The organism is Pirellulales bacterium (assembly GCA_019694455.1).
Lineage (GTDB): Bacteria > Planctomycetota > Planctomycetia > Pirellulales > JAEUIK01 > JAIBBY01.
Genome location: JAIBBY010000001.1, coordinates 68,755 through 90,901, shown reverse-complemented (window position 1 = coordinate 90,901; position 22,147 = coordinate 68,755). Strand labels below are relative to the sequence as shown.

General features: G+C 60.5%; 14 protein-coding genes. 5 read left to right on the top strand and 9 right to left on the bottom strand.

The genetic code is table 11. The features are described from left to right. Positions 1 to 8 precede the first annotated feature (8 nt). Both K1X71_00335 and K1X71_00330 read right to left on the bottom strand, forming a co-directional pair. The gene (locus tag K1X71_00335) at positions 9 to 1,376 is read right to left on the bottom strand and encodes a 3-deoxy-D-manno-octulosonic acid transferase (GenBank protein MBX7071563.1); all 1,368 of its coding nucleotides are present in this window, start codon (positions 1,374 to 1,376) and stop codon (positions 9 to 11) included. 34 nt (positions 1,377 to 1,410) lie between these two features. Next, positions 1,411 to 5,139, bottom strand: coding sequence for an SEC-C domain-containing protein (locus K1X71_00330; GenBank protein ID MBX7071562.1), 3,729 nt, complete (start codon positions 5,137 to 5,139; stop codon positions 1,411 to 1,413). 474 nt (positions 5,140 to 5,613) lie between these two features. Here K1X71_00330 and K1X71_00325 point away from each other — a divergent pair, with 474 nt between their 5' ends. From K1X71_00325 to ruvX, 3 genes are all read left to right on the top strand, one after another. Further along, positions 5,614 to 6,381, top strand: a complete 768-nt coding sequence (locus K1X71_00325; protein MBX7071561.1) for an MBL fold metallo-hydrolase — start codon at positions 5,614 to 5,616, stop codon at positions 6,379 to 6,381. Between the two features lie 216 nt (positions 6,382 to 6,597). After that, the gene (locus tag K1X71_00320) at positions 6,598 to 7,908 is read left to right on the top strand and encodes a UDPGP type 1 family protein (GenBank protein MBX7071560.1); all 1,311 of its coding nucleotides are present in this window, start codon (positions 6,598 to 6,600) and stop codon (positions 7,906 to 7,908) included. A 6-nt stretch (positions 7,909 to 7,914) separates the two neighbouring features. Then, positions 7,915 to 8,370, top strand: a complete 456-nt coding sequence (gene ruvX, locus K1X71_00315) for a Holliday junction resolvase RuvX (GenBank protein MBX7071559.1) — start codon at positions 7,915 to 7,917, stop codon at positions 8,368 to 8,370. A gap of 12 nt (positions 8,371 to 8,382) precedes the next feature. Here ruvX and K1X71_00310 read toward each other — a convergent pair whose 3' ends face one another. From K1X71_00310 to K1X71_00285, 6 genes are all read right to left on the bottom strand, one after another. After that, positions 8,383 to 9,909: an Nramp family divalent metal transporter gene (locus tag K1X71_00310; protein MBX7071558.1), complete on the bottom strand. Its 1,527-nt coding sequence runs from the start codon at positions 9,907 to 9,909 to the stop codon at positions 8,383 to 8,385. Positions 9,910 to 10,118: 209 nt separating this feature from the next. Continuing rightward, a complete protein-coding gene (locus tag K1X71_00305; protein ID MBX7071557.1) occupies positions 10,119 to 10,895 on the bottom strand; it encodes a lysophospholipid acyltransferase family protein in 777 nt (258 codons plus the stop codon). 36 nt (positions 10,896 to 10,931) lie between these two features. Further along, positions 10,932 to 11,807 (bottom strand): diaminopimelate epimerase, encoded by an 876-nt coding sequence (gene dapF, locus K1X71_00300; protein MBX7071556.1) that lies wholly within the window; start codon positions 11,805 to 11,807, stop codon positions 10,932 to 10,934. Positions 11,808 to 11,892: 85 nt separating this feature from the next. Then, positions 11,893 to 12,222 carry a hypothetical protein gene (locus tag K1X71_00295; protein MBX7071555.1) on the bottom strand — a complete coding sequence of 110 codons (330 nt, stop codon included), beginning with the start codon at positions 12,220 to 12,222 and terminating at the stop codon, positions 11,893 to 11,895. A 177-nt stretch (positions 12,223 to 12,399) separates the two neighbouring features. After that, complete coding sequence (locus tag K1X71_00290) at positions 12,400 to 15,621, bottom strand: hypothetical protein (GenBank protein MBX7071554.1); 3,222 nt, start codon at positions 15,619 to 15,621, stop codon at positions 12,400 to 12,402. A gap of 108 nt (positions 15,622 to 15,729) precedes the next feature. Further along, positions 15,730 to 16,980 carry a glycosyltransferase family 39 protein gene (locus K1X71_00285; GenBank protein MBX7071553.1) on the bottom strand — a complete coding sequence of 417 codons (1,251 nt, stop codon included), beginning with the start codon at positions 16,978 to 16,980 and terminating at the stop codon, positions 15,730 to 15,732. A gap of 265 nt (positions 16,981 to 17,245) precedes the next feature. Between K1X71_00285 and K1X71_00280 the strand changes: the two genes are divergently transcribed. Beyond that, entirely contained in the window at positions 17,246 to 18,700 is a 1,455-nt protein-coding gene (locus K1X71_00280; protein ID MBX7071552.1) for an MFS transporter, read from the top strand. Between the two features lie 7 nt (positions 18,701 to 18,707). On the opposite strand, the gene tilS is transcribed toward K1X71_00280, so the two are convergent. Beyond that, positions 18,708 to 19,718, bottom strand: coding sequence for a tRNA lysidine(34) synthetase TilS (gene tilS / locus K1X71_00275; GenBank protein MBX7071551.1), 1,011 nt, complete (start codon positions 19,716 to 19,718; stop codon positions 18,708 to 18,710). Between the two features lie 839 nt (positions 19,719 to 20,557). Between tilS and rny the strand changes: the two genes are divergently transcribed. Next, a complete protein-coding gene (gene rny / locus K1X71_00270) occupies positions 20,558 to 22,111 on the top strand; it encodes a ribonuclease Y (protein ID MBX7071550.1) in 1,554 nt (517 codons plus the stop codon). Positions 22,112 to 22,147: the final 36 nt, after the last annotated feature.

Below are 22,147 nucleotides of genomic sequence, written 5' to 3'. Positions count from 1 at the left end.
TTGTGCGATCAGCCGAGCGTGCTCGCTCGCTGCCCCGTACTCTTGTGGAGATTCGGCGCCTGTCGGTGCTTCGCATCGTTTGGCTCAATGATCTCCGCCAGCAGATCGACAGTGCGCCCAGTGGCGCCTTGTTGCTGGCGAACAAGCGTCTGACCCCGCTGCGCCAAATTCCGCCGATACTCCACGTCGGTCAGGCAGCGCTGGACAAACTGCGTAAGTTCATCACCGTCGCGCACTACCACCGCCGCCTCCGCATTCAACAAGAGCGCGACAATGTCCCGAAAATTGCGCGTGTTGGGTCCAAAGCAAACTGCCGCCCCATAGGCTGCCGGCTCAATCATGTTCTGGCCGCCGCGCCGATTCAGGCTGCCACCCACGTAGGCGATGTCCGCGGTTCCCCACCAGGCGCCAAGCTCGCCGACCGTGTCGACCAGCAATGCGCCAGGCAGCGAGGATCCTTTTCCTTTTGCCGCATCAAGCTCGCTGCGCCGCGCGAACGCGATTCCAGAATCTGCCAGCAGCCGAGCCACCACATCGAAGCGTTCTGGATGCCGCGGCACAATGATCAACTTCAATTGCGGATGCCGCGGGCGCAGTTGCTGGAAGGCCGCAATTGCCAACGCCTCTTCCGGCTCGCCGGTGCTTCCCGCTAAAACGACCACATCATCTGCCGCTAGTCCGGCAAGTTCCGCCAATCGCCGTGTGGCCGGATTGGAACGGTCGAATCGCACGCCATCGAATTTGATCGATCCGGTGGTTGTCACTCGCGTTGGCTGCGCGCCCAGCGCGATGAACCGCTGGGCATATTGGTCAGACTGCGCCGCGATGCGATCAACCTGGTTCAATAGGGGCGCGACAAGTCGCCGCGCGCGAAGATACCCCCGAAAGCTCTTGTCGCTCACGCGCCCGTTCACCACCAACACCGCCGCGCCGGCCGCGCGCGACAACAGCATCAAATTGGGCCAAAGCTCCAGTTCGGCCAGCACCAGCACATCCGGTCGGATGCGCGCCAGCGCCCGCCGCACCGCCCAACTAAAATCGAGCGGGCAATAGAACACCATGCGGGGCGCGTACTTGCGCAGCGCCACTTCGTACCCCGTGGCGGTGGTGGTCGAGATCACGCATTGGACCTTCGGGAATCGCTGCTCCAACTCGGCGATCAGCGGCGCCAACAGGTTCACCTCGCCCACGCTTACCGCGTGTAGCCAGATACAGCGCTGGCTGCTTGTCCTCCGAGGTACCTGACCAAAGAACTTGGCCGCAAACCCAGATCGCTGCTTACCTTGGGCGATCATCTGCCAGGCCAACCACGGCGCCGCCGCAATTAGCAGTAGCGCATAGAGCAGATTGAGCGTCCAGCTTGCCAGCCGAATCACGCAGGACTCCCTTCCCGGCAATGGATTGGTCCGCTTAACCAAGCCGCTGCTTCTTCATACAGCAGTTCTTGAACTTCTTGCCGCTGCCGCAAGTGCAAGGATCATTGCGGCCCACGCGCTCCTGTCGATTGCGGATCGGCTCGATCCGCGCCTGGCCTTGCGCTTCTGACGAGTCGATCGCGGTCTGCTGTTGCTCTTGAATCTCGGTCATCGCGGTCGGCGCTTCATCGTGGCGCGCCTCGCTCTCCACCCACAGCGAGCCCACCCAGTTCTCGTCGAGCTGCTCCATGCGATACACCAAATCGGTCACGCGTTCGCCGATCGAGTCCCACATATTGTCAAAGAGCCGCATCCCTTCGCGCTTGAACTCCACCTTGGGGTCCACCTGGGCGTAGCCACGCAGACCCACGCTGTGCCGCAAATGGTCCATCGCCAACAGGTGATCCTTCCAGGCGGTGTCCAATAATTGCAGCACAAGCGCCCGCTCCATGCGGCGCATTTCTGGGCGGAAGCGATCCTCAATCGCTTCGTTGAGCCGCCGCTCGAGCTGCTCACGATCGAGCCGCGCCAATTCTTCTTTCGGCAATTCAACCTTGAGGTCGCGCTGTAACCAGGCGGCCAACGAGTCGAGCTCGCCATTGCCGCCGGTCGCCACCGCCAGCGTGGCCGTCGCCTGATCGCCGCCGTTGAAAATTTGGCCCACCTTCTGCTGCACTTCTTGCAGCACGGCGTCCGCCTTCTGGTGGTGCTGTCGGCTGAGCGTCAACAGCACATCACGAATTTCGTCGCGCTGCCGGTTTTTCAAGTCGTCCAGTATCAAGGGAGACTCGAATCGCTGGCTGGCCCATTCGGCCAGCCGCTCGCGGTCGAATCGCTTTTGCCCTTGTGCATCGCCGATAGTATGCCGATACAGGCCGGCGATCACCGGAAACTCAGTCTCCTTCTGTTCGTACGCTTGCGCGGCTCGCTCGCGCACCAATTGCTTGAGCTGCGCAACATCGCGCCCGCGAATGTCCTCCAGTTCCAGCACGATGCCAAACTTGTACTGCACCCAGGCAATCGCGCTCTTGAGCCCAAAATCTTCTTCCAAAAAGCGAGCGCCGTCCGTCATGTCGATCTTTTGAATCGCCTCTCGCGAGCGCTCGATCAGCAACTCGGCGACTCCGTCCCGACCGACCTTCTTCAGGTCGCGATCGCGGAGATTCGTGTTCCAGCGAGCGTGCGAAAACTTGGCCAACGCCTCCCAGTTCCACTCAGCCGGCTCCTCCTCCTCGGGCAGGTTTTCATCCATCGCCTCGTAGATTTGTCCTTCGGCCTTGCGCTCCGCCTGATCGCGGGCCACCTCCTGGGCCGACTCAAATCCTTCGCCGCGAAAATCCTTCGCTTCGAACTCCACCCCAAACAAATCGCTGGCCCACTTGGCGAACGTCTCCGCGCCGTAACTCCGTTCCAGAAAGGTGCTGAGATAGCGATCGACCTGCCGGTCGATCATCGCGAAGATCAGTTCCTTGCCGCTACGCCCTTCGAGCAACTGCTGGCGGTACGTGTAAACCCGTTTGCGCTGCTCGTCCATCACCTCGTCGTATTCGAGCAGGTTCTTGCGAATTTCGAAGTTGCGTTCCTCGACCTTCTTTTGGGCACCTTCGATGCGCCGGCTTACCATCCGGCTTTCAATCGCCTCCCCTTCCTGCATGCCCAGTCGCGTCAGCACGTTCTTCACCCATTCGCCAGCGAAGATCCGCATCAAATCGTCTTCGAGCGAAAGATAAAAGCGACTGCTGCCGGGATCGCCTTGTCGTCCGCAGCGGCCGCGCAACTGCAGGTCGATGCGCCGCGCTTCGTGCCGTTCGGTGCCCAGCACGTGCAGGCCTCCCAGGGCCGCCACATCGCGGCCTTCCGCCTTCATTTGTTCGCGCTGTTCAATCTCGCGCACCAGCCCGTTCCACTCATCCTGCGGCACGTCCAGCCGAGTGGGGTACTTGCTTTGCAGCACCGCCCAGGCCATCGTCTCGGGATTGCCGCCCAAGATGATGTCGGTGCCGCGGCCCGCCATGTTGGTGGCGATCGTCACCGCGCCGCGCCGACCGGCCTGGGCGATGATGTCCGCTTCGCGCTGATGATGCTTGGCGTTGAGCACTTCGTGTTGGATGCCGCGTTGGCCGAGCAAGCGTGAAATAAGCTCGCTCTTTTCGATTGACACCGTGCCCACCAATATTGGTCGTCCGCGCCGGCTGATGGTTTTCACTTGCGCGCGAGGAATCGTCTCGCGGTGCTTCGAGTGCTTGCTGGTCGAGACGCCGTCGGCTGGCAGCCATTCAATCGCTTCGTCGTTCTCTTTAACGATTTCGCCCGTCTGCTGTTCGCCCCCCTTCACCTCGATGATGTCCCATTTGTGGAGTCGCTCGATTTCTTCGACAATGGCCCCAAACTTCTCGCGCTCGGTGCGGTAGATCACGTCGGGGTGGTTGATGCGGGTGAGTTGCCGATTCGGCGGAATCGCGATCACGTCGAGCTTGTAGATCTTCCAGAATTCGCCGGCTTCGGTCATCGCCGTACCGGTCATGCCGGAGATCTTTTTGTACAGCTTGAAGAAGTTTTGCAGCGTGATCGTGGCCAGCGTCTGGTTCTCTTCCTTGATCCGCACCCCTTCTTTGGCCTCCACCGCCTGGTGCAATCCGTCGCTCCAGTTGCGGCCCGGCATCAAGCGACCGGTGAATTCGTCGACAATCACCACTTCGTCTTCCTGCACCACGTAGTTCACGTCGCGCTTGTACAAATGGTGTGCTTTGAGCGAGTTGTCGATCAGGTGCGGCCATTCCATGTTGCCGGCGGTGTAAAAGCTCTCGATCCCGGCGATCTTTTCCGCCGCGCGCACTCCCTCATCGGTCAGGTGCGCCGTGTGCTCCTTTTCCTTGACTTCAAAATGCGTGTCGCGCGTCAACTGCCTGGCGATTTTGTCCGCCCTGGCGTACTTGGTCACGTCGTCGTGCGCCGGACCAGAAATAATCAACGGCGTGCGCGCCTCGTCGATCAGGATGTTGTCCACTTCGTCGACCACGGCGAAGTTCAGCGGTCCCTGGCACTGTTGTTCGCGCTTCGAATAGCTCTTGTCCCCTCGCGCGGCCGGCTTCATGTTGTCGCGCAAGTAGTCAAAGCCGAATTCGTTGTTGGTGCCGTAGGTGATGTCGCAGGCATAAGCGTTCTGGCGTTCTTCGCCATCCATGCCCGCCTGAATGGCGCCGACGGTCAGACCCAATCCCATGTACAGCGGCCCCATCCACTCCATATCGCGGCGCGCCAGGTAGTCGTTCACCGTGACGACATGCACCCCTTTCCCCTCGATCGCGTTCAAATAGGTCGGCAGCGTCGCCACCAGTGTCTTGCCTTCGCCGGTGATCATCTCGGCGATGGCGCCCGAGTGCAGCACCATGCCCCCCATCAGTTGCACGTCGTAGTGCCGCATGCCGAGGAACCGCCGCCCCCCCTCTCGGCAGACGGCAAAGGCCTCCACCAGGATGTCGTCGAGCGTCTCGCCCTCCGCCAGCCGTTTGCGAAACTGGCTGGTTTGCTCGCGCAACTCGGCGTCGCTCATGGCCTGATATTTCGGCTCCAACGCGCCGATCGCCGCGATCTTCGGCTGCAGCTTTTTGACATATCGGGCGTTGGACGAACCGAATAGCGAGGTAATTCCGCGCTCGATCCCGCTGCTGAGGCCGCCGAATAGCTCGCTGATGATTTCCCAGATACGTTCCAAGACTTCCATGGCTGCTTAGCCTATTCTTTTCAGATACGCTCAATTACAGATGCGGCCGGCGTCATCGAGGATCGAGAGCGTCGATTTCACTCGCGAGCAATGGTTCAACGCCGGCGCCGCAAAGTCAACGTTGCTGGGCCGTGCGGGGGTTCGCCCCCGGCGCGCAATGGGATCGGTGGGCGGCAGCGGCATGCTCACTATTTGCGCAACGTGTTCCGGCTAAGAAATTTATAGCTTTTTCCATGATCGGTCAATAACGCTCTGGCAGCCCAACCGCGCGTTAATGCCAATGGTCGATAATGACCCTCGCCATTGGCCGGCCTCAGCCTGTTTCGAGCGGTGAGTCAACTCAAACAGCTATACAACTTTGTCAGCATGACTTCCGCCGAGCCATTAAGATAACGGGCCCGTCATTTTCGACTCAAATTCCAATATGAGGCGACGTTGAACCGAGCGGTTGTTTCTCAGGACATTCAAGGCCAATTGGTCTTTCTCGGCACTGGCACTTCGATCGGCGTGCCCGTCGTGGGCTGTGGGTGCAACACCTGCGTCAGCCCCGATGCACGCAACCATCGCCTCCGCTGCTCACTCGCAATAGGGCTACCGGACGGCAACTTGTTGATCGATACCCCCCCCGATCTGCGCTCTCAGCTACTGCGTGAAAAGCTGGGTCTGATTCATGCCGTGCTTTACACCCACGCGCACGCCGATCACCTGTTCGGTCTCGACGATGTGCGTCTCTTCCCCTACTACATCGGTCACCGGTTGCCGGTCTACTGCGAACCCGAGGTCGAAGGTCGCATCCGCAAATCGTTTGACTACGCCTTCGATCCCATTACCGAGAAGTTTCCCGCCGGCGGTGTGCCACAGCTTGCCTTTGAATCGATATCCACTCAGCCGTTCGAGGCGCTAGGCGCGCGGATTGTTCCGATCCGTTTGATCCATGGCCGGTTTAACGTGCTGGGATTTCGCATCGGCGACATCGCGTATTGCACCGACACCAATGAGATTCCAGCCGATAGCTGGCCATTGCTGCAAGGCGTGAAGGTGCTGATTCTCGACGCCTTGCGGCAAAAACCGCATCCAACCCACTTCAGCCTCGGCGAAGCCATCGCTGTGGCCGAACGAGTGGGCGCCGAACGCACGCTGTTTACTCACATCTCGCACGATTTAGAGCATGAGACAACGAACCAGCAGCTACCCTCCGGCATGGAACTGGCATACGATGGGCTGAGATTGCCGCTTGTTTAGGGAGTGATACCCACCCTGTGATGAACACGGGGTAGTTATCTTCGACTCCCCTGTCCCCATGCCTCCCTCCTTCGCAAGACGCGCCAGAGGTGAACTACCTTGTCTTCCGGACATGACGACTTGGCCCCGCTCCGGGCCGAGCTACTTGAACAACTTGGGCCCTACGGGCAAGAGCACCTCCTGCGGTTCTGGGACGAACTCAGCCAGTTGGAAAAGATGACACTGGCAATGGAGATCGCGCGCTTCGATCTCGGCATGCTCCAGAGTCTTGGTCGAGAGCCCGAAGCTAGCTCCAACTGGCGAGCGCTTGTGGCTCGCGCAGAACCACCGGCCGCCGTCCGGCTGGGCGCCACCAATCAGTTTTCGCCAGTGCAGGCCAGGCAAGCGGGCGAGACCGCCTTGCGCGCGGGACATATCGGGGCAATCTTGGTCGCTGGCGGCCAAGGCACTCGCCTGGGGATGGATCATCCCAAGGGGATGTTTCCGATCGGGCCTGTTTCCAGGTCCTCGCTTTTTCAGATTCTGATCGAAAAGCTTGTCGCCGCGCATCGCCGCTATGGCGCCCCGATTCCACTGTTCTTGATGACCAGCCCCGCCACCCACGAGGAGACCGTTGAATTCCTGGACGCTCACGGAAACTTCGGCCTGTCGACCAATGACCTGATTGTTTTCAGTCAGGGAACGATGCCGGCCGTAGACTGTGAGACTGGTCGCATCCTGCTCGCCAGTCAGGCTAGGCCCGCGCTCAGTCCCGATGGCCATGGCGGCGTTCTGGCGGCGCTGGTCGAAGCGCGCGGGTTCGAAACGCTCCGTGCCCGCGGGATCGAGCATCTGTATTACTTCCAAGTCGATAATCCGCTCGCCAATGTGTGCGATCCAGAGTTTCTCGGCTATCACTTGCTCAGCCAGTCCGAACTCTCCACCCTGGCGGTCGCAAAGCGTGATCCCCGCGACCGCGTGGGCAATATCGTCTCGATCGATGGCCGGCTGCAAATCATCGAATACAGTGAGTTCAACGATTTGCCCGATGAGCTGATTGCTGGCCGCGCGGCAAGTGGTTCATTGCTGCTCTGGGCAGGTAACACCGCCATTCATGCGTTCTCGGTTGAGTTTCTCGAGCGTATGTCGCAATCGGCCGCGGCGCTACCGCTGCATCGGGCGCTCAAAAAGGTCCCGTACCTCGACGACGATCACCAACCGATCGAACCCAGCTCGCCCAATGCCTATAAGTTTGAACGATTCATCTTCGATCTGCTTCCCCAGGCAACGCGATCCATTGTGGTCGAGGCGGACGAGCGGCTCGCTTTTGCGCCGGTGAAGAACGCCCCTGGCGAGTTGAAGGACACACCGGAGAGCGTGCAGGCGCAGATGATCGCCTTGCATTCCGCATGGCTGCGCGATGCCGGCGCCCAGTTGGCGAAGAATGTCGCCGTGGAGATTCGGCCACTCTTCGCGCTCGACTCCGAGGAGTTACGAGAAAAGCTCCAGCCAGGGCTGGTTGTTAGTCGGCCCACCTATTTTGCATAGGACGAGATGTCCACCACGGGTCGCATAGCCGGCATCGATTACGGAACCAAGCGCATCGGCATTGCGCTTAGCGATCGACGCCGCATGCTCGCCAGTCCCTATGAAAACTACACTCGCTCCGGCGCCGATGCCGATGCGCGGCGCTTCTTGCGACTTGCCAAGGAAGAAGAAATCACGCTCTTTGTCGTCGGACTTCCGGTCCACCTCAGTGGCAATGAGAGCCAGAAGTCGCGCGAGGCCCGCCAGTTTGGCGATTGGCTGACGCAACTAACCGGCGTGCCAGTGGTCTACTACGATGAGAGATTCACGTCGAGCGAAGCGGAACAGCATCTCTTGGCCGCGGAGTTGACCAGCAAGCGCCGCAAACAGCGGCTCGACATGTTGGCGGCGCAGATCATGCTTTCCGGCTATCTGACCAGCGCCACCAAGGGGCAGTCGGCGCCTCAGGCGTTCGACGATTAGTTGTCGCGCGGCCTACTGCCAAATTGCTCGAATCGCTTTCGCTATGCCATCCCAGGCGCCGAACGCGCCGGCAATGAGCAGCCCCAGCGAACTTAACCACAGCATCGCGTCCCACAATTTGCCCGGCGCAATGCGTGAATCAGTGCGGAAATAGCGAAAGTACAACGCCGCCGCCGCCAACATCGGCAGCATGATCGACTGCATTAGCCCGCTGATGAGCACCAACCGCACCGGTTCCTTGATGATGGTGTAAATAATCACCGAGACAAACGGAAACACGCCGCACAAGATCTTTACCATGCGCACCCGCGACGCTTCGGTCGCGGAGCCCAGGCCAAACACGCGCAGCGCGTCGGCGGCGATCCGCGCGTTGCCCGCGGTGGCGACAAAAAACGTCGAATACAAGACCGCGAACGCCCCCAGCAAGAATACTGGTCCCGCCCAGCGGCCAAAGATCGGCACATACATCTGCGCCAAGGTGTAGACAATTTGTCCGCCCGACACATCCAGTCCTTCGCGGTTCAGCACCGCCGCCCCCTGAAGATAAAATGCGATGGTGGCAAAGGTGTAAATCACCATCGACAACCAGGCATCCCACCGCATCACCCGCATCCAGCCATTGGCCCGTTCTGCCCAGGCATGCGTACCGTCGCGCCGGCCCGTGAATCGGGCGTAACCCCGCTCAATGCACCAATAGGGATACGCCACCAGTTCGCTGGCGCCGACGCCAATAATGCCAAACGTGGCCAGCGCCGTCATCAATGGCGCCCAGGCGGCCCCCTCCATGGCCGGCGGCAATTGAAAACTCAGTCCGTTCTTGAAGTCGTCCCAACTCAGCGCCCATGCGTCGTGCGTCTGCAGCGCGATCACGTTGAAGACCGTCACCGCAGTGAAGATCGCTACCAGCACCGTCGAGATATTTTGAATCAACGAGTATCGGCCATTGACCAACAGCACTGCCGTAATCGCGGTGATAATCCAACTCCAATAGACGTCGTCGCGCGTCGACTCGGCTTCGACGACGGCCGACGGGGGATGATGCCCAAACTCGGTGGCGACCGCCTGCTCGATCGCATTCCGCCGTGCCCGCTGTTCGGCGGTGTCGCTATCCCCGTTGGCCGCAAGTCCGGCCGCCAACGCCCTCGCGCGAACCTCGCGCTCGTATCGTGCCGTCTCGTGCCGCAGACTGAATGCGCGCTGATTGTCCCCTGTCAGCGGCACGGCGATCGCCATCGATTCGCCAACGCCTCCGACAATTCCCCCGAGTTGACCTAGCCCCACGCAGAACATCGCCAGCCAATACCACACCAACCAATTGACGCGCAGTCTCGGCCCCGGCACGGCGTTCATCCCCTCCATGCTGGTTTGCCCCTCGCCCACGGCAAAGCGGCCAAACTCCACCTGCACAAACACCTTGATCAGGCAGCCAATGAGAATCAGCCACAGCAACCAGATGCCCGCTTGCGCCCCCGTCTTGGTCGTGCCGATCAATTCGCCAGAGCCCACAATCGACGCCGCGATGATTAATCCCGGCCCCAGCCGGCTCAAAATACCGGTGAACGTGACCGGCGGCGCCTGCGTTGAATGAATCTCGCCGGCGATGTGCGATGGCGCGGGCGTTTCGACTGTCGGCGCGTTCCCCACGCGTGAATCTCCCAAGAGACGTTTGAACGACGTCAGTCCGTGGGGGGATTCTCAGCCACCGCGCAGCGCTTTGCAAGCAGCGGTCATTTGGTTTGAGTTTGGCCCTACTGGGGCGTCGTTGCCATATGACGCGGCGCGCGCAGGCGATGACCATTGTCGATTCGCCCGGCGCCATGCGGCGATGGCTCTCGCCGCAGCGGGCGTTCGTTCAACTTGCGCGTCCCGGATTCGGCCCACGCCTCCGCCTCGCACGTGAGTCGATTGAGCAGTTGTTCGGTCTGCAATCGGTACTGCTCCAGCGAGTCTCGATCTAACCGGGCAGGAATGCGGAGCGGCGGACTGACCACGGCGCGTGCTCGCGAATAGGGACGCGGCACGGCAAATCGGTCCCAACTCTTCGCCCGCCAGGGACGGTCGTAACCAAAGCCCATCACCACCAACGGCATCTGCAATTTCGATGACAAGTAGATCGGTCCCTGGGCCAGCTCTCGTCGCGGACCGCGTGGCCCGTCGGGCGTGATCGTCAGGTTCATCTGCTCGCTGCGGCGCAACAACTCGCGCAGCGCCGCCATGCCTCCTCGATTAGTCGAGCCGCGCACAAATTCAAAACCCAAGTGATGCGCGGCATAGCTCAAGATTTCCGCGTCTTGATGGCGGCTGAGCAACATCGCCAGGTTCGAACGTCCACGCAGAAACAGCGGGAACAGAATGTACTCATGCCAAAAGACATAGATCTTTTGGCCGCTCCAACGCGGATTCACCGGGTCGACGGTGGCGTCATAGTACGCAACCTTGTAATCCAGCGTGCTCATCCACGAGCGCACTGTGGTCGCAGCGACTAAACCGGCCGTCTTGTTCAAAAACGCGCTACGAATCTTCATGATCGCGGCATCCTTGCCAATAGACGAAGATCGTTATTATTTGGGATTCAGCGCCCCCGACGGGAACCATTCTCCCGAAAACACTTCTGTGGCCGGGCCGGTCTTGTAGACGCAACCATCCTCGGCCCATTCCAACTCCAGATCACCCCCCAACAGATGAATCGTCACCCGTCGCTCCGTCCTGCCGGACAGCATGCCCGCCACGCACACGGCGGCGGCGCCTGTGCCACAGGCCAGCGTCTCGCCTGAACCGCGTTCCCACACGCGCATGCGCAACTCGCTAGGCGAGACGATTTCGATGAACTCCGCGTTGACACGCCGCGGAAACCGAGCGTGCTTCTCGACGCGCGGACCGATCTCATGCACCCAGCGGTCCGACAGCTTATCTACAAAGGTCACGCAGTGCGGGTTGCCCATCGAGACGCAGGTGACGGTCAGCGTCTCTCCTACAATCTCCAATGGCGCGTCAACCACTACGTCGCTCCCTTGCCATTGCCCGGTGGCCGCCAGCGTCGTGGGGATCTCGGCCGGCGCGAGGATCGGACGCCCCATATTCACACGCGCGCGCTCAACGACTCCATCGACGATCTCCAGGTCGAGGCTCAGTACCCCCCGGCCAGTTTCAATTGCCAGCCGCTGCTTCTGGCAAATGCCGTGATCGAACAAGAACTTGCCCACGCAACGAATTGCGTTGCCGCACATCTCCGCTTCCGATCCATCGGCGTTGAACATGCGCATGCGGGCGTCGGCGACATCCGACGGACAGATCAAAACCAACCCGTCGCCGCCGACTCCAAAATGGCGGTCCGATATCTGCCTCGCTGTTTCCGTCACATCGCCAGGCAGCGACTCGTCAAAACAGTTCACGTAGACATAGTCATTGCCCGCCCCGTGCATCTTCACAAACCGCATGCCGCGTCTCCCGGTGGATCGTTCGGCCCTATTTTAGAGTCGCACGGCAAGACAGGAAACAGCGGCTCGCGGGTTCGCGGCCCCCTTATGCCGACAAATCCAAGGCGTTGCCACACTCTCCGCTGGCATCGCGACTCAGCGGCGGCTCGGCCGAAGTAGTTGGCTGCCGCGGCGCAGGCCCTTGATACCCCACTTCCCAAGGGCGTCGGCCATCCGCATCGCGCTCCTCGGTCTCGTGGTCCTGACCATCGGTGGCGCCAATCCCGGCCGCCGCTTCTGTCTTGAGCTGGCTGTCCTTTGCCCGCTGTTGAACGGTGTTCTCGTTCGCTGCTCGATCGAGGTCACTCCCCTTCGCCTGCGCGAATGGCACGCCCGCAGCGCTCGTCAATATGCCGGTCAATGGTCCCATGCTCATCACACACCTCTTTCGCTAGCGCCTTGCGACTAGTCGAGGTTGCGAATCTTGAAGTTGGTTCCGTGACCTTTCGAATGGCCCTCCTGGCCACCTTTGTCTGTTGTCGGAGGGTCTATCGGTCAGAATCGACTACAGAGCCTCCCCCCAGTCAACGTAATCGCTTCCATTTATTTTCCGTCAGCGCAGCAAGCCCCCTTTGCGTTCTGATTGTGCCGGACGTGCCGGTTCGCGGGCGATCGACTGCGGGTTGGCGCGATCGCCCCAGCCACCGCGTCTCGCCGATCCATTACGTGGAGAAAGGAGCCCTAGTCGTTGTGGATTTTTGGGCGGTGCTCCATTCTGCAAATCGGCCTGCAATTGTTCGAGCGCTTTCCCGACGACCGGGAATGGATCGCGGCGAATACTTGGCTCGGTCAGCTTGCCGTCCACGTGGATCAGCATGAGCTGGCGACTTGCCGCGCGAAACAGTTCGGGAATCAAGGGGATCTCCAGTTCGTCGCGCCCCACCAGCGCATAGAACGTCAGCGCTACATCGGTGTTCAAGTTCATTTCGCCTTGCCCCTTCAGGCTGATTGCGTCTCCCGTAAAATTGATCCGGTCAAAGTAGAGATGGTCTCCGTCGACGCGGAAATCGGCCTCGCTATTGGTGAATGCCGTCGCATCCGGCGGCTTGAGGCTCACAATGTTGAGCAGTTGCACCATTTGAGGTAGCTGATACAGATCGGCGTCGCGCAATCGCATGTAACCGGTGCCCGTAAGCGTATGGATGCCTTCGGTGCTGCCGCGCAGATTGACTCCGCCATTCAGTTTGCCGCTCAGCGATTGCGTCCCCGGCAGCAGTTCGCGTCCAATTCTCGCCACGTCGAGATCGCCAGCCGTGATCTGCCAACCGTATCGTGGAGTCGCTTCGAGCTTGACCCAACCGTCGCTCATCAACCAGCCGCCGTATGCCTTGCCCGTGATCGGCCGCGGGCGTCCCTGGGGCAAGTCCTTATCGGCCCATGCGCCCAGCAGAATGTGCTCGCCATCTACGCGCGCGGGCCCAGTCACCGAGGTGATCTGCATGTTCTTCCAAGTCACCGAATCTAGATCGAGCTCGGCCCTCGCGCTCATTTTGGCGCCGTCGAAGCCCCCCTGCAGGTGCGCTTCACCGCTAATGTTTGTCAGCGGCAGACCGGCAACCAAGTTGGCGCCTTGCGTGGTGATTCGCATGTTCCACTGCGCTTGTGGTGGCTGATTGCCGGCTCCTCCTCCCAACAGTTCGACTCGGCCCGACAGATTGATCGCGCTCGCCGGATCGAGCCGGCGGAGCCAAGGATTCAAACGCGGCGACACGGCGGCCTGCAAATCCCGATCGGCGCGCAGCCGATAAACCGTCAAATCATCGAGCGCCAGTCGCCAGCGCCCGTCGGGCGCCAGATCGCACACTCCTCGCAGCGCCACATCAACCCCTTGATGTTGTCCCTTGATTTCACCGCGCGGCGCACGCCCCAACACTACCCGACCGTTCGCATAGCTCAATTCACCCCGAATGTTCTCGATGCGATACGGAAAGAATACCGGCTGGATCGACACCGTTTCGGCGACCGGCAAGGCGCTTACGCCGATCGCCAACTGTTTGGTATCGATCTGGTAGCGAATATCCGTGGCCAATTGCACCGAACCGCGCGGTTGCAGATTGTCCCACAGTCGTTGTGAATGTAGCGGCAGCGCGTTGCGCAGTTCCTGCTCCAGAGCGATGTTGGCGCCCGAGATGTTCAGCCGCAGTTCACGTCCGCTGGCAGTCGGGCCAAGCCGGCCGTAACCGCGCAGCTCTCCGGTGTCATTCGTCCCTTCCAGATTGCGAAATTCCCATTCGTCCCCCAGCATCTCCACCGTGCCCGTCACGTTGTGAATCGGATACGGAAAGCGGTCGTAGCGCATCGAGCAATGGTCGAGTTGCAGTCGTAGCCGGCGTGACACTGGCTGTTGTGGTCCCGGCTGTCGGCGCGCCTCAAAATCAACCCGAAAGTGACCGCTCGGCGAAAATGAGGTCAATACGGCGCGCGACGTTGGCGGCAACGATTCGAGCAGCTTTTTGTCGATCGCCAATCGGTCCGCCCGCACCTCAAGCCACAAACCGGGGTCCTGATACAAATTCTGCACGTTGCCTTGAATCAGCACCTGGTCGGCGCCGCTATAGGTCGACAACAAAAAGTCGAGCCGGTCGTCCTTGAGCCGCACATGTCCTTGGCCATTTTCCAGGCGATACGGAAACTTGTGGTAAGTGAACGACGTGTCAAGGCACTCCACGCTGACATCCGGTTGCCACGACTGGCCGTCGTAGTGGACGATCGCGTTGACGTTGACAATCCCCTCAAGAAAGAAGTCGTACCACCGCGCTCGCCATTGCTCCGGCAAGATATCCAATAGCCGCCGGTCGATCACCAGCCGTTCGCATTGCAGATTGGCGAACAGCGGACTGTTCGCCTCGTTGCCGCGTCGCCAGGCCTCGCGCACATAAATCGCCGTTTGACCATTGCGCGCGCGCAGTTCGGAAATATGCACCCCCTGATTCGTGCAGCGAACCAGGGCGAATACGTCAGTCAGCGGATACGGCAGCCGCGAATCCTCAATGCGGCCCCGCGCGATCTTGCCTTGCAGGTCGTACTCGATTGCAGATGCGTCATCTGGCGAGTTTTGCACTGAGAATCGAAACTGCGAACTGGCTCGCAGCGAACGCAGCACATCGAGCTTGGCCGCTACTTCACCTGGAAGCGCGGCGTAAAGCTCGGGCGAGAGATCGAGTCCTTCTCCCGTGCCGCGGAACGACCATTGCTTGCCGCCGTCGCCAAGCTCACCCTCAAACTCCAATCGCTGCACATGGTCGCCGACCATGAAGCCATGCAATCGACGAGTGGTCGACTCCGGATTGTCGCCACCCACTCCGGGATCGACTTCCAGATACACGTCGCGCAGCGATAGCTTACTGGTGGGATTCCGTAGCGGATCGAATATCTCGACCGTGCCCCCCTCCACGACGATTCGCGGCGGTTTCTCGCTGATTTGCGGAAACGGCAACAGTTCGCCCGTGCTCCAAGTTCCATCCGGGCGGCGCGTGGCCAGTAGCGTCGGCCTCCGCACACGAATCTCCGTGAACTCCGGTTCGTGTTGAATCAGTTCAGAAAGACTCGCCTTGCACGCCAGCAGCATCTCGTCGAACCGTGCCACCTCAACTCGCGGTCCCGCCGCGCCGGGTTGCGTGATCGTCATCCCGCGAACTTCGATTCCCTCCCCCGGAATCAAAGTCGCCGCATGGACTTTGATTTGCAACTCTGGGTAATGTTGGGCGAACCGCTCTTCGATTCGCCGCCGCAGTTCGTCGTCGACGTGGTTGTAAAAGTACAGACCGCCAGCCACCGCGCACGCCAAACCAAGCGCGAGGCTCCACTTGAACACAAACCAGCAGCTATTGATGAGCAATCTGACGATGGCGAGCTTCCTTGCTCGGCGTAGCGTCGTAACTACCTACTTGCCGTCGATCAATGATGGGCCGGCCCGAGCCAATACCGAGGCAGCCAAGGCCGCCATGGGCAGCATCGCCGGTTCGCGATACCGCATTGAACTGACGAACACCACATGCAGCAGCGCGAGATAGACGGCCGGCAACCAGCAGAGCGCCACGGGGAACCCCATGCCGCGATACCGCCAAACGCCGATCGCGCCCAGCGCGAGCAGCGGCATATACGTCACCAGCACAGCCAACCGCACGCCCCATCCACGAAACTGCGGCTCATTGGGCCAGACATTCCACATCCGCGCGAATTTGATTCCCGCCAATTCCAGCACGGCCAACGGATGCGAAGCCGCCCACTCAATGGCGGCCCGCCGCAGCCTTTGATCGAGTCGATATTCCAGCGGTTCAGTGGCGCCGACAACCTCGCGTTCCGAACGCTCAAATTCCGCGACAAAGTTCATCTCGCTGCCACCCGTCGCCCGAGGGTTCAACCCGTCATACAGACTGGCGCCCACCTGCAAAGTGGTCGGCACGAAATGTCCCACCACCTGCCAATTGCGAATCCACCACGGCGCCATGCCGATCGCCAGTCCGCAAAGCATGGCTGCCCCAATCGACCAGTGCCGCGCCCTGCGATGATCGAGGCTGCCGACGATCAAGGCGAAGGGCACAAACAAGAGCCAACTGGGGCGCATCAGCGTGGCGGCGGCGGCCAATAGCCCTCCGCACGTGCCATACGCCAACATGGCGCTGGTTCTGATGGCTTTCCACGCCAGCGCCCAACAGCCTAGGTGTAGCACGGCCAGCGGCGCAAATGGCGCCTCGCTCAATACCACCGCGCTGAGCACGATCGCTCCGGGGTAGACAGCGATCATAGCCGCCGCAATCAAACCGGCGCGTCGATCAAACAGCGATCGCGCCAATCCATACACGCCCGCCACGGCTATGGTCCCACAAAGCGCGCTGATGAAACGCGCAGCCAGGGGCGAAGGCTGCTCGCTCCCCAGCAAAAATACCAATGACAACACTACCGGATAACCTGGGGTACGAAACACCTTGGCGTCGGGAGTTCCAAATTGATACGGCTCCCCATGAGCCACGCTGCGCGCTAACTCCCAGTAGCTTTCGCTGTCGCCAAACACAAAGGGGCGATCCACCGGACGCTGCGACTGCCAATACCAGCCGGCCGCCAGTCGCAACATCAGCGCTGCGAGCAAAATCGCCGTCAGCGGCAGCCAGATTGGTACTCGAATATTGGTCATCACGGTCCAAGCGCGGAATGGGCGCAGAAGCAGGCGCGGGCATGGTATGGATCTGCCGCCTGGAGGGTCAAGGCAAACTGGGCTGACCGCCGCGCTTTCGAGGCTCAGGCCGCCCGTTCAAACGCAACTGCCCAAAACTGATTTACTTGCGCGTGCTGTCATTTATACTGCCGAGTCTTGCAATCGACGCTGGAGGGTCATTTCTCTGTCGTCCTCCGCGTCACACAGTCCCCGTACAACGCCAAGCCCCTTTGGAAACTCGTCGATGAATCCGCGCACGCTATTTATTGCTAGCTGCCTGGCCCTCATTACCTCGGCATTTACCTTCGTCATTCGCGGCGACATCGCCAACGATCTTGGCGTCACCTTCGAACTCTCCAAAGAGCAGATTGGCTGGGTGATGGGAGCGGCCTTCTGGGGTATGGCCATTTCTATGCTACTTGGCGCGGGCATTTGCGATTTCTTGGGCATGAAGCTCATTCTCATCTGTGCCTTCATATGTCACATGGTTGGCGTGCTCGGCACGATCTTCGCCCCACATGGAGACATGGCGTTTGCGGTCCTTTTCGGGGCCACTTTCCTCGCTGGCTGCGGCAATGGCCTGGTTGAGATCGCCATCAATCCCTTGGCGGCCACACTCTATCCCACGCAAAAGACACATTATCTGAATGTGTTGCACGCCTGGTGGCCGGGCGGCTTGGTATTGGGCGGACTCATCGCCCGACTGGTTGTGGCCCCCATGATTGAAAAGGGATTCATCACCTTGCCCGAGGGGGTCGCCTCCTGGCAGGTTCGCATGGGGCTGATCGTCATTCCGGGCGTCCTCTACCTCTTGATGGTGCTCTCGCAACGATTTCCTGCCACCGAACGCGTGGCCTCCGGCGTATCGACCGGCGATATGTTCGCCGAGATGTTTCGCCCCATGTTCATCCTCTGGGCATTTTGCATGTTGCTCACCGCCGCCACCGAACTGGGGCCGCAGCAGTGGCAAGAGTCGGTCATCACCCGCACCAGCGGCATGTCGGGCACGCTGATTCTGGTTTACACCAGTTCGATGATGTTCGTCTTGCGTCATTTTGCCGGACCGCTAGCGCATCGGTTTTCGCCAGTCGGTCTGCTCACCGTCTCGGCGGTGCTCGCCGGCATTGGTCTCTACCTGCTGAGCTTCGCGAATTCTCCGATCACGGCGATTGGCTGTGCCACCATCTTTGGCTTTGGCATCGCCTATTTCTGGCCCACCATGCTTGGCGTCACCGCCGAACGCTTCCCCAAGGGGGGAGCGTTTTTGCTCGGCATTATGGGCTCGGTCGGCAATCTCTCCATCGCCCTGATTTTGCCGTTCATGGGCTATACCTATGACAAGTACACCGTGGCGGCGGTGCCGGAAGCACTGCAACAGCAAGTCGTGGCTGAGGAGCCTGCCAACTGGGCTTTGCGGCTAGCCGGCATCGAACAGGTGAAAAAGATCAATTCCGAGGCGGTCAAGGCGCTGCCCAAAGATAAAGATAGTGACAGCGCCAAAGCCATCGTGGCGGCCGAGGCCCACGGCGCGGCGATGTCGTTTCGCGTCGTCAGCGCGCTGCCCATCTTGCTGGTCGTCATCTTCGGCGCCATTGCGCTGCGTGACAAGGCAACCGGCGGATACAAGGCCGAGGTGTTGATGTCGCGTAGTGAAGAAAACGAGCTCTTCGCCGGGGGTGTTCAGGCCGCCGTCGAATGATTGCAGGTTAGGTCCTGGTCAGACGCAACCACTCTTGCTTTCGTTCCGCGCGAATGCCGCCGGGCAACATCCGTGCGCTAGCAGTCGAAACGTCGGCCGTAGCCAGTTGGGCCAGCATTTGCCATTGGGAAAAACCCATCGCCTGTTCGTGCCACCCCGCGCTGCGCCACAGTTGCACCAGGCACTCGCGAACAAGGTGCGGCGGCTCGCCCGTCAGCAAGCGACAGTTGATCTCGATGCTCTCATCGGCCCGCGTGGCCGCGCGTTCCGCCAACTCCAGCGCGCGCTCCCCAATGACCTGCTGTGCCTCGCCGGCCAACCTCGCGAGATTGCGAATCGCTTCATCGACGTTGGCGTTGTAGCCCTCTCTCAATAGCGGCAAAAGTTCGAGTCGAATCCGATTTCGCGTCGCTAGCGGTTCCGCATTGGTGCGATCGACTCGATAGTCCTGCCCCAATTTCTGAAGGTAGGCCAGCACCTCGCCGCGCGTCACATCAAGCAGCGGTCGAATCAGACTCGCCGCTCCCAAGTGGCGTGCCCGTGGGATCCCCGCCAGGCCGCCAATGCCAGTCCCGCGAATCAAACGATGTAATACGGTCTCCACTTGATCGTCGGCAGTATGGGCCATGGCGATGTATCGCGCCCCCAGTTCGCCCGCTGATTGGGTTAGAAATCCATACCGTTCATCGCGAGCAACCTCTTCCCAAGCTCGGCGACTCGCCTCGGATGGCCGTTGAACCTGGCTCTTGCCGATGCGAGCATCCAGGCCGAGCGACTGCGCCAAATCGCGCACGAACTGCTCGTCCGCGTCCGATTCGGCGCCGCGCAACTGATGGTTGAAATGCCCCACAATCAAGCGCCCAGCGCCGGCTGTCCGTATCGCAATCAGCGCGCGCAACATCGCTACGCTGTCGGGACCGCCGGATACCGCCACCAGCACGTTCACGTCACGCCATCGATCGGCCGGCCAGTCGGCAAGCAGTCTCGATTCGAGCGGATGCAGAATGTTTGTCGACATGACGCTACTATTTCGAGCCTGTTTGGGCGCCCAGCCACCGGCGACCGGTAGCCACGTCGCAGCGATGGTTGGGCGTTCAGCTAAGGCAGGGCGACTTTGACGGCGCCGTGCGTCCCACGGCATTAAGCCATCCATGATAAGATCAATCTTCCGAACGGTTTATTGCAACGGACAGCGATCAAATTGGTTTGCACATAGGGCCGACTCTGGTACGATTTGGTATTCGACCGGCAGAGTCGCCGGTCGCAAAGCAAACTCAATACATTGAATGTCCGTGGCCAACCCTGACGGGGGGGCGGGACAGACTTGAAGCGAGTTCGTTGACTGGGATTTGCATCGGGTAGGTAGTTAGCCATTCCAAGAGCCAGTGTTCTCATGTGGGTTTTTCTCCTCGCTCTCGTTCGTTGGGCAAATCGGCTGCCGGAGCGCGTGATGAACCGCGCGCCTCGCAGATGGGCCGTGGCCCGCGAGGATTTGCTCCACGCATTGGGGCGCCTCCGTCGGCGCTCGACTATGGTTCTTGGGTTCGGCCTGCTTCCATTAACGCCAGCGTATTACTGGCGCTGGGAGCATGGAATGGGTACGAGCAACGAATACTGTGGTCCGCGCCGCCGAGCGCGGGGACGGCCTCGTTGTCGAGGGTAATCTCGATACGCAGCTCGTGATTCTACCTCACCGATGCATATCGCGAGGGTCGCTGCCGACCCTCGCATGCCAAGTCGCGTCGCTTTTCGAGTCTTGTTTCGCGGCGGCGCCGGAGCGCGCTGGCTTCCACCTCGTCCAGGCCCATGTCGCCCACCCAGGGCGATCCGCAGCCACAGTGACGTGGGGAGCGATTTGTGGAACAAGCCGTCATTATCATCGTCACCGCGGTGATCGCCTTCGCTTTGGCCGCCGTGGTGCTCAAGCTGCTCGATCGCTTGCGCATGACCGACGCGGAAACCCGCGCCAAGGAAATTGTCGCCACCGCTGAGCAAGATATCACTCAGAAGCGCAAGGAGGCCGAGCTCGGCATCAAAGAAGCGGCAATTCAACAGCGCGCCGAGGGAGAACGCGAACTGTCGCAATACCGGCAGGAACTTCACGAGCGAGAGCGCCAACTCGACAAGCGTCAGGATCTTCTCGATCAACAGTCTGATGGCCTGCGCAAGCAGGAGAAGATGGTTGAAAGCACACAGCGCAAGCTGGCCGAACGTATCGAGGAGACTACCCGCCGCAATGACGAGCTGGAACGCATGCTCGATCTGCAGCGACAAACCTTGCACCAATTGAGCGGTTTGACGCGCGATGAGGCCACGCAGCGATTATTGTCGCAGCTCGAATCCGAGCTGCAGCGCGAGGCAGGCGCCTTGATTGTGAAGTACGAGAAGCAGTTTCAAACGCAGGCCGAGCAAAAGTCGCGCGACATCTTGGTTACCGCAATCCAGCGTTACGCCGCGCCGCACACCGCCGAAAGCACCACCAGCACGGTTGATATCCCCAACGACGACATGAAGGGGCGGATCATCGGTCGCGAGGGTCGCAACATCCGCGCCTTTGAAAAGGCCACCGGGGTCGATGTGATTATCGACGACACCCCCGGCGTGGTGATTGTCAGCGGCTTCGACATGGTCCGCCGCGAGGTGGCCCGCATTTCGCTTAACAAGCTCATCGCCGATGGCCGCATTCATCCCTCACGCATTGAAGAAGTAGTTGCCGAGACGCAAAAAGAACTGGAAGCCCACCTGCAAAAACTGGGGGAAGAGGCGTCTCAAGAAGCCGATGTGCCCCGTCTACATGAGCGAATCATCCATCTGCTCGGCCGCCTTCGCTTCCGCACCAGCTACTCCCAAAACGTTCTCCGCCACTCCATTGAAGTCGCGTTTCTGGCCGGCATGATCGCCGAAGAAATCGGCCTCGACGGCAACCTGGCCCGCCGCTGCGGTCTGTTGCACGATATTGGCAAAGCGGCCGACCACGAGGCCGATGGCGGGCACCCCAAGATTGGCGCCGATCTGCTCAAGCGATTTGGCGAGCGTCCCGAGGTCGTGCATGCCGCGCTAGGCCATCACGACGACCTTCGCATCGAGTACCCCTACACGGTTATTGTGGCGGCGGCCGACGCCTGCAGCGCCGGCCGCCCCGGGGCTCGTCGCGAAACGCTCGAACGCTACATCAAGCGGATGGAAGAGTTGGAAGGTATCGCCAATAATTTCCCAGGGGTCGAACAGGCGCATGCCATTCAGGCGGGGCGCGAGTTGCGGGTGCTAGTCCGCTCACGCGACACCACCGACGAGACCGCCGCCAAAATCTGCTACGACATCGCCCGCGCATGCGAAGACCAACTGACCTATCCGGGTGAAATCAAAGTGACTGTGTTGCGTGAAACCCGTGCCATGGAGATTGCTCGGTAACTCGCAAATAAACCCCCTCTGCTCCAACCAAGCGTC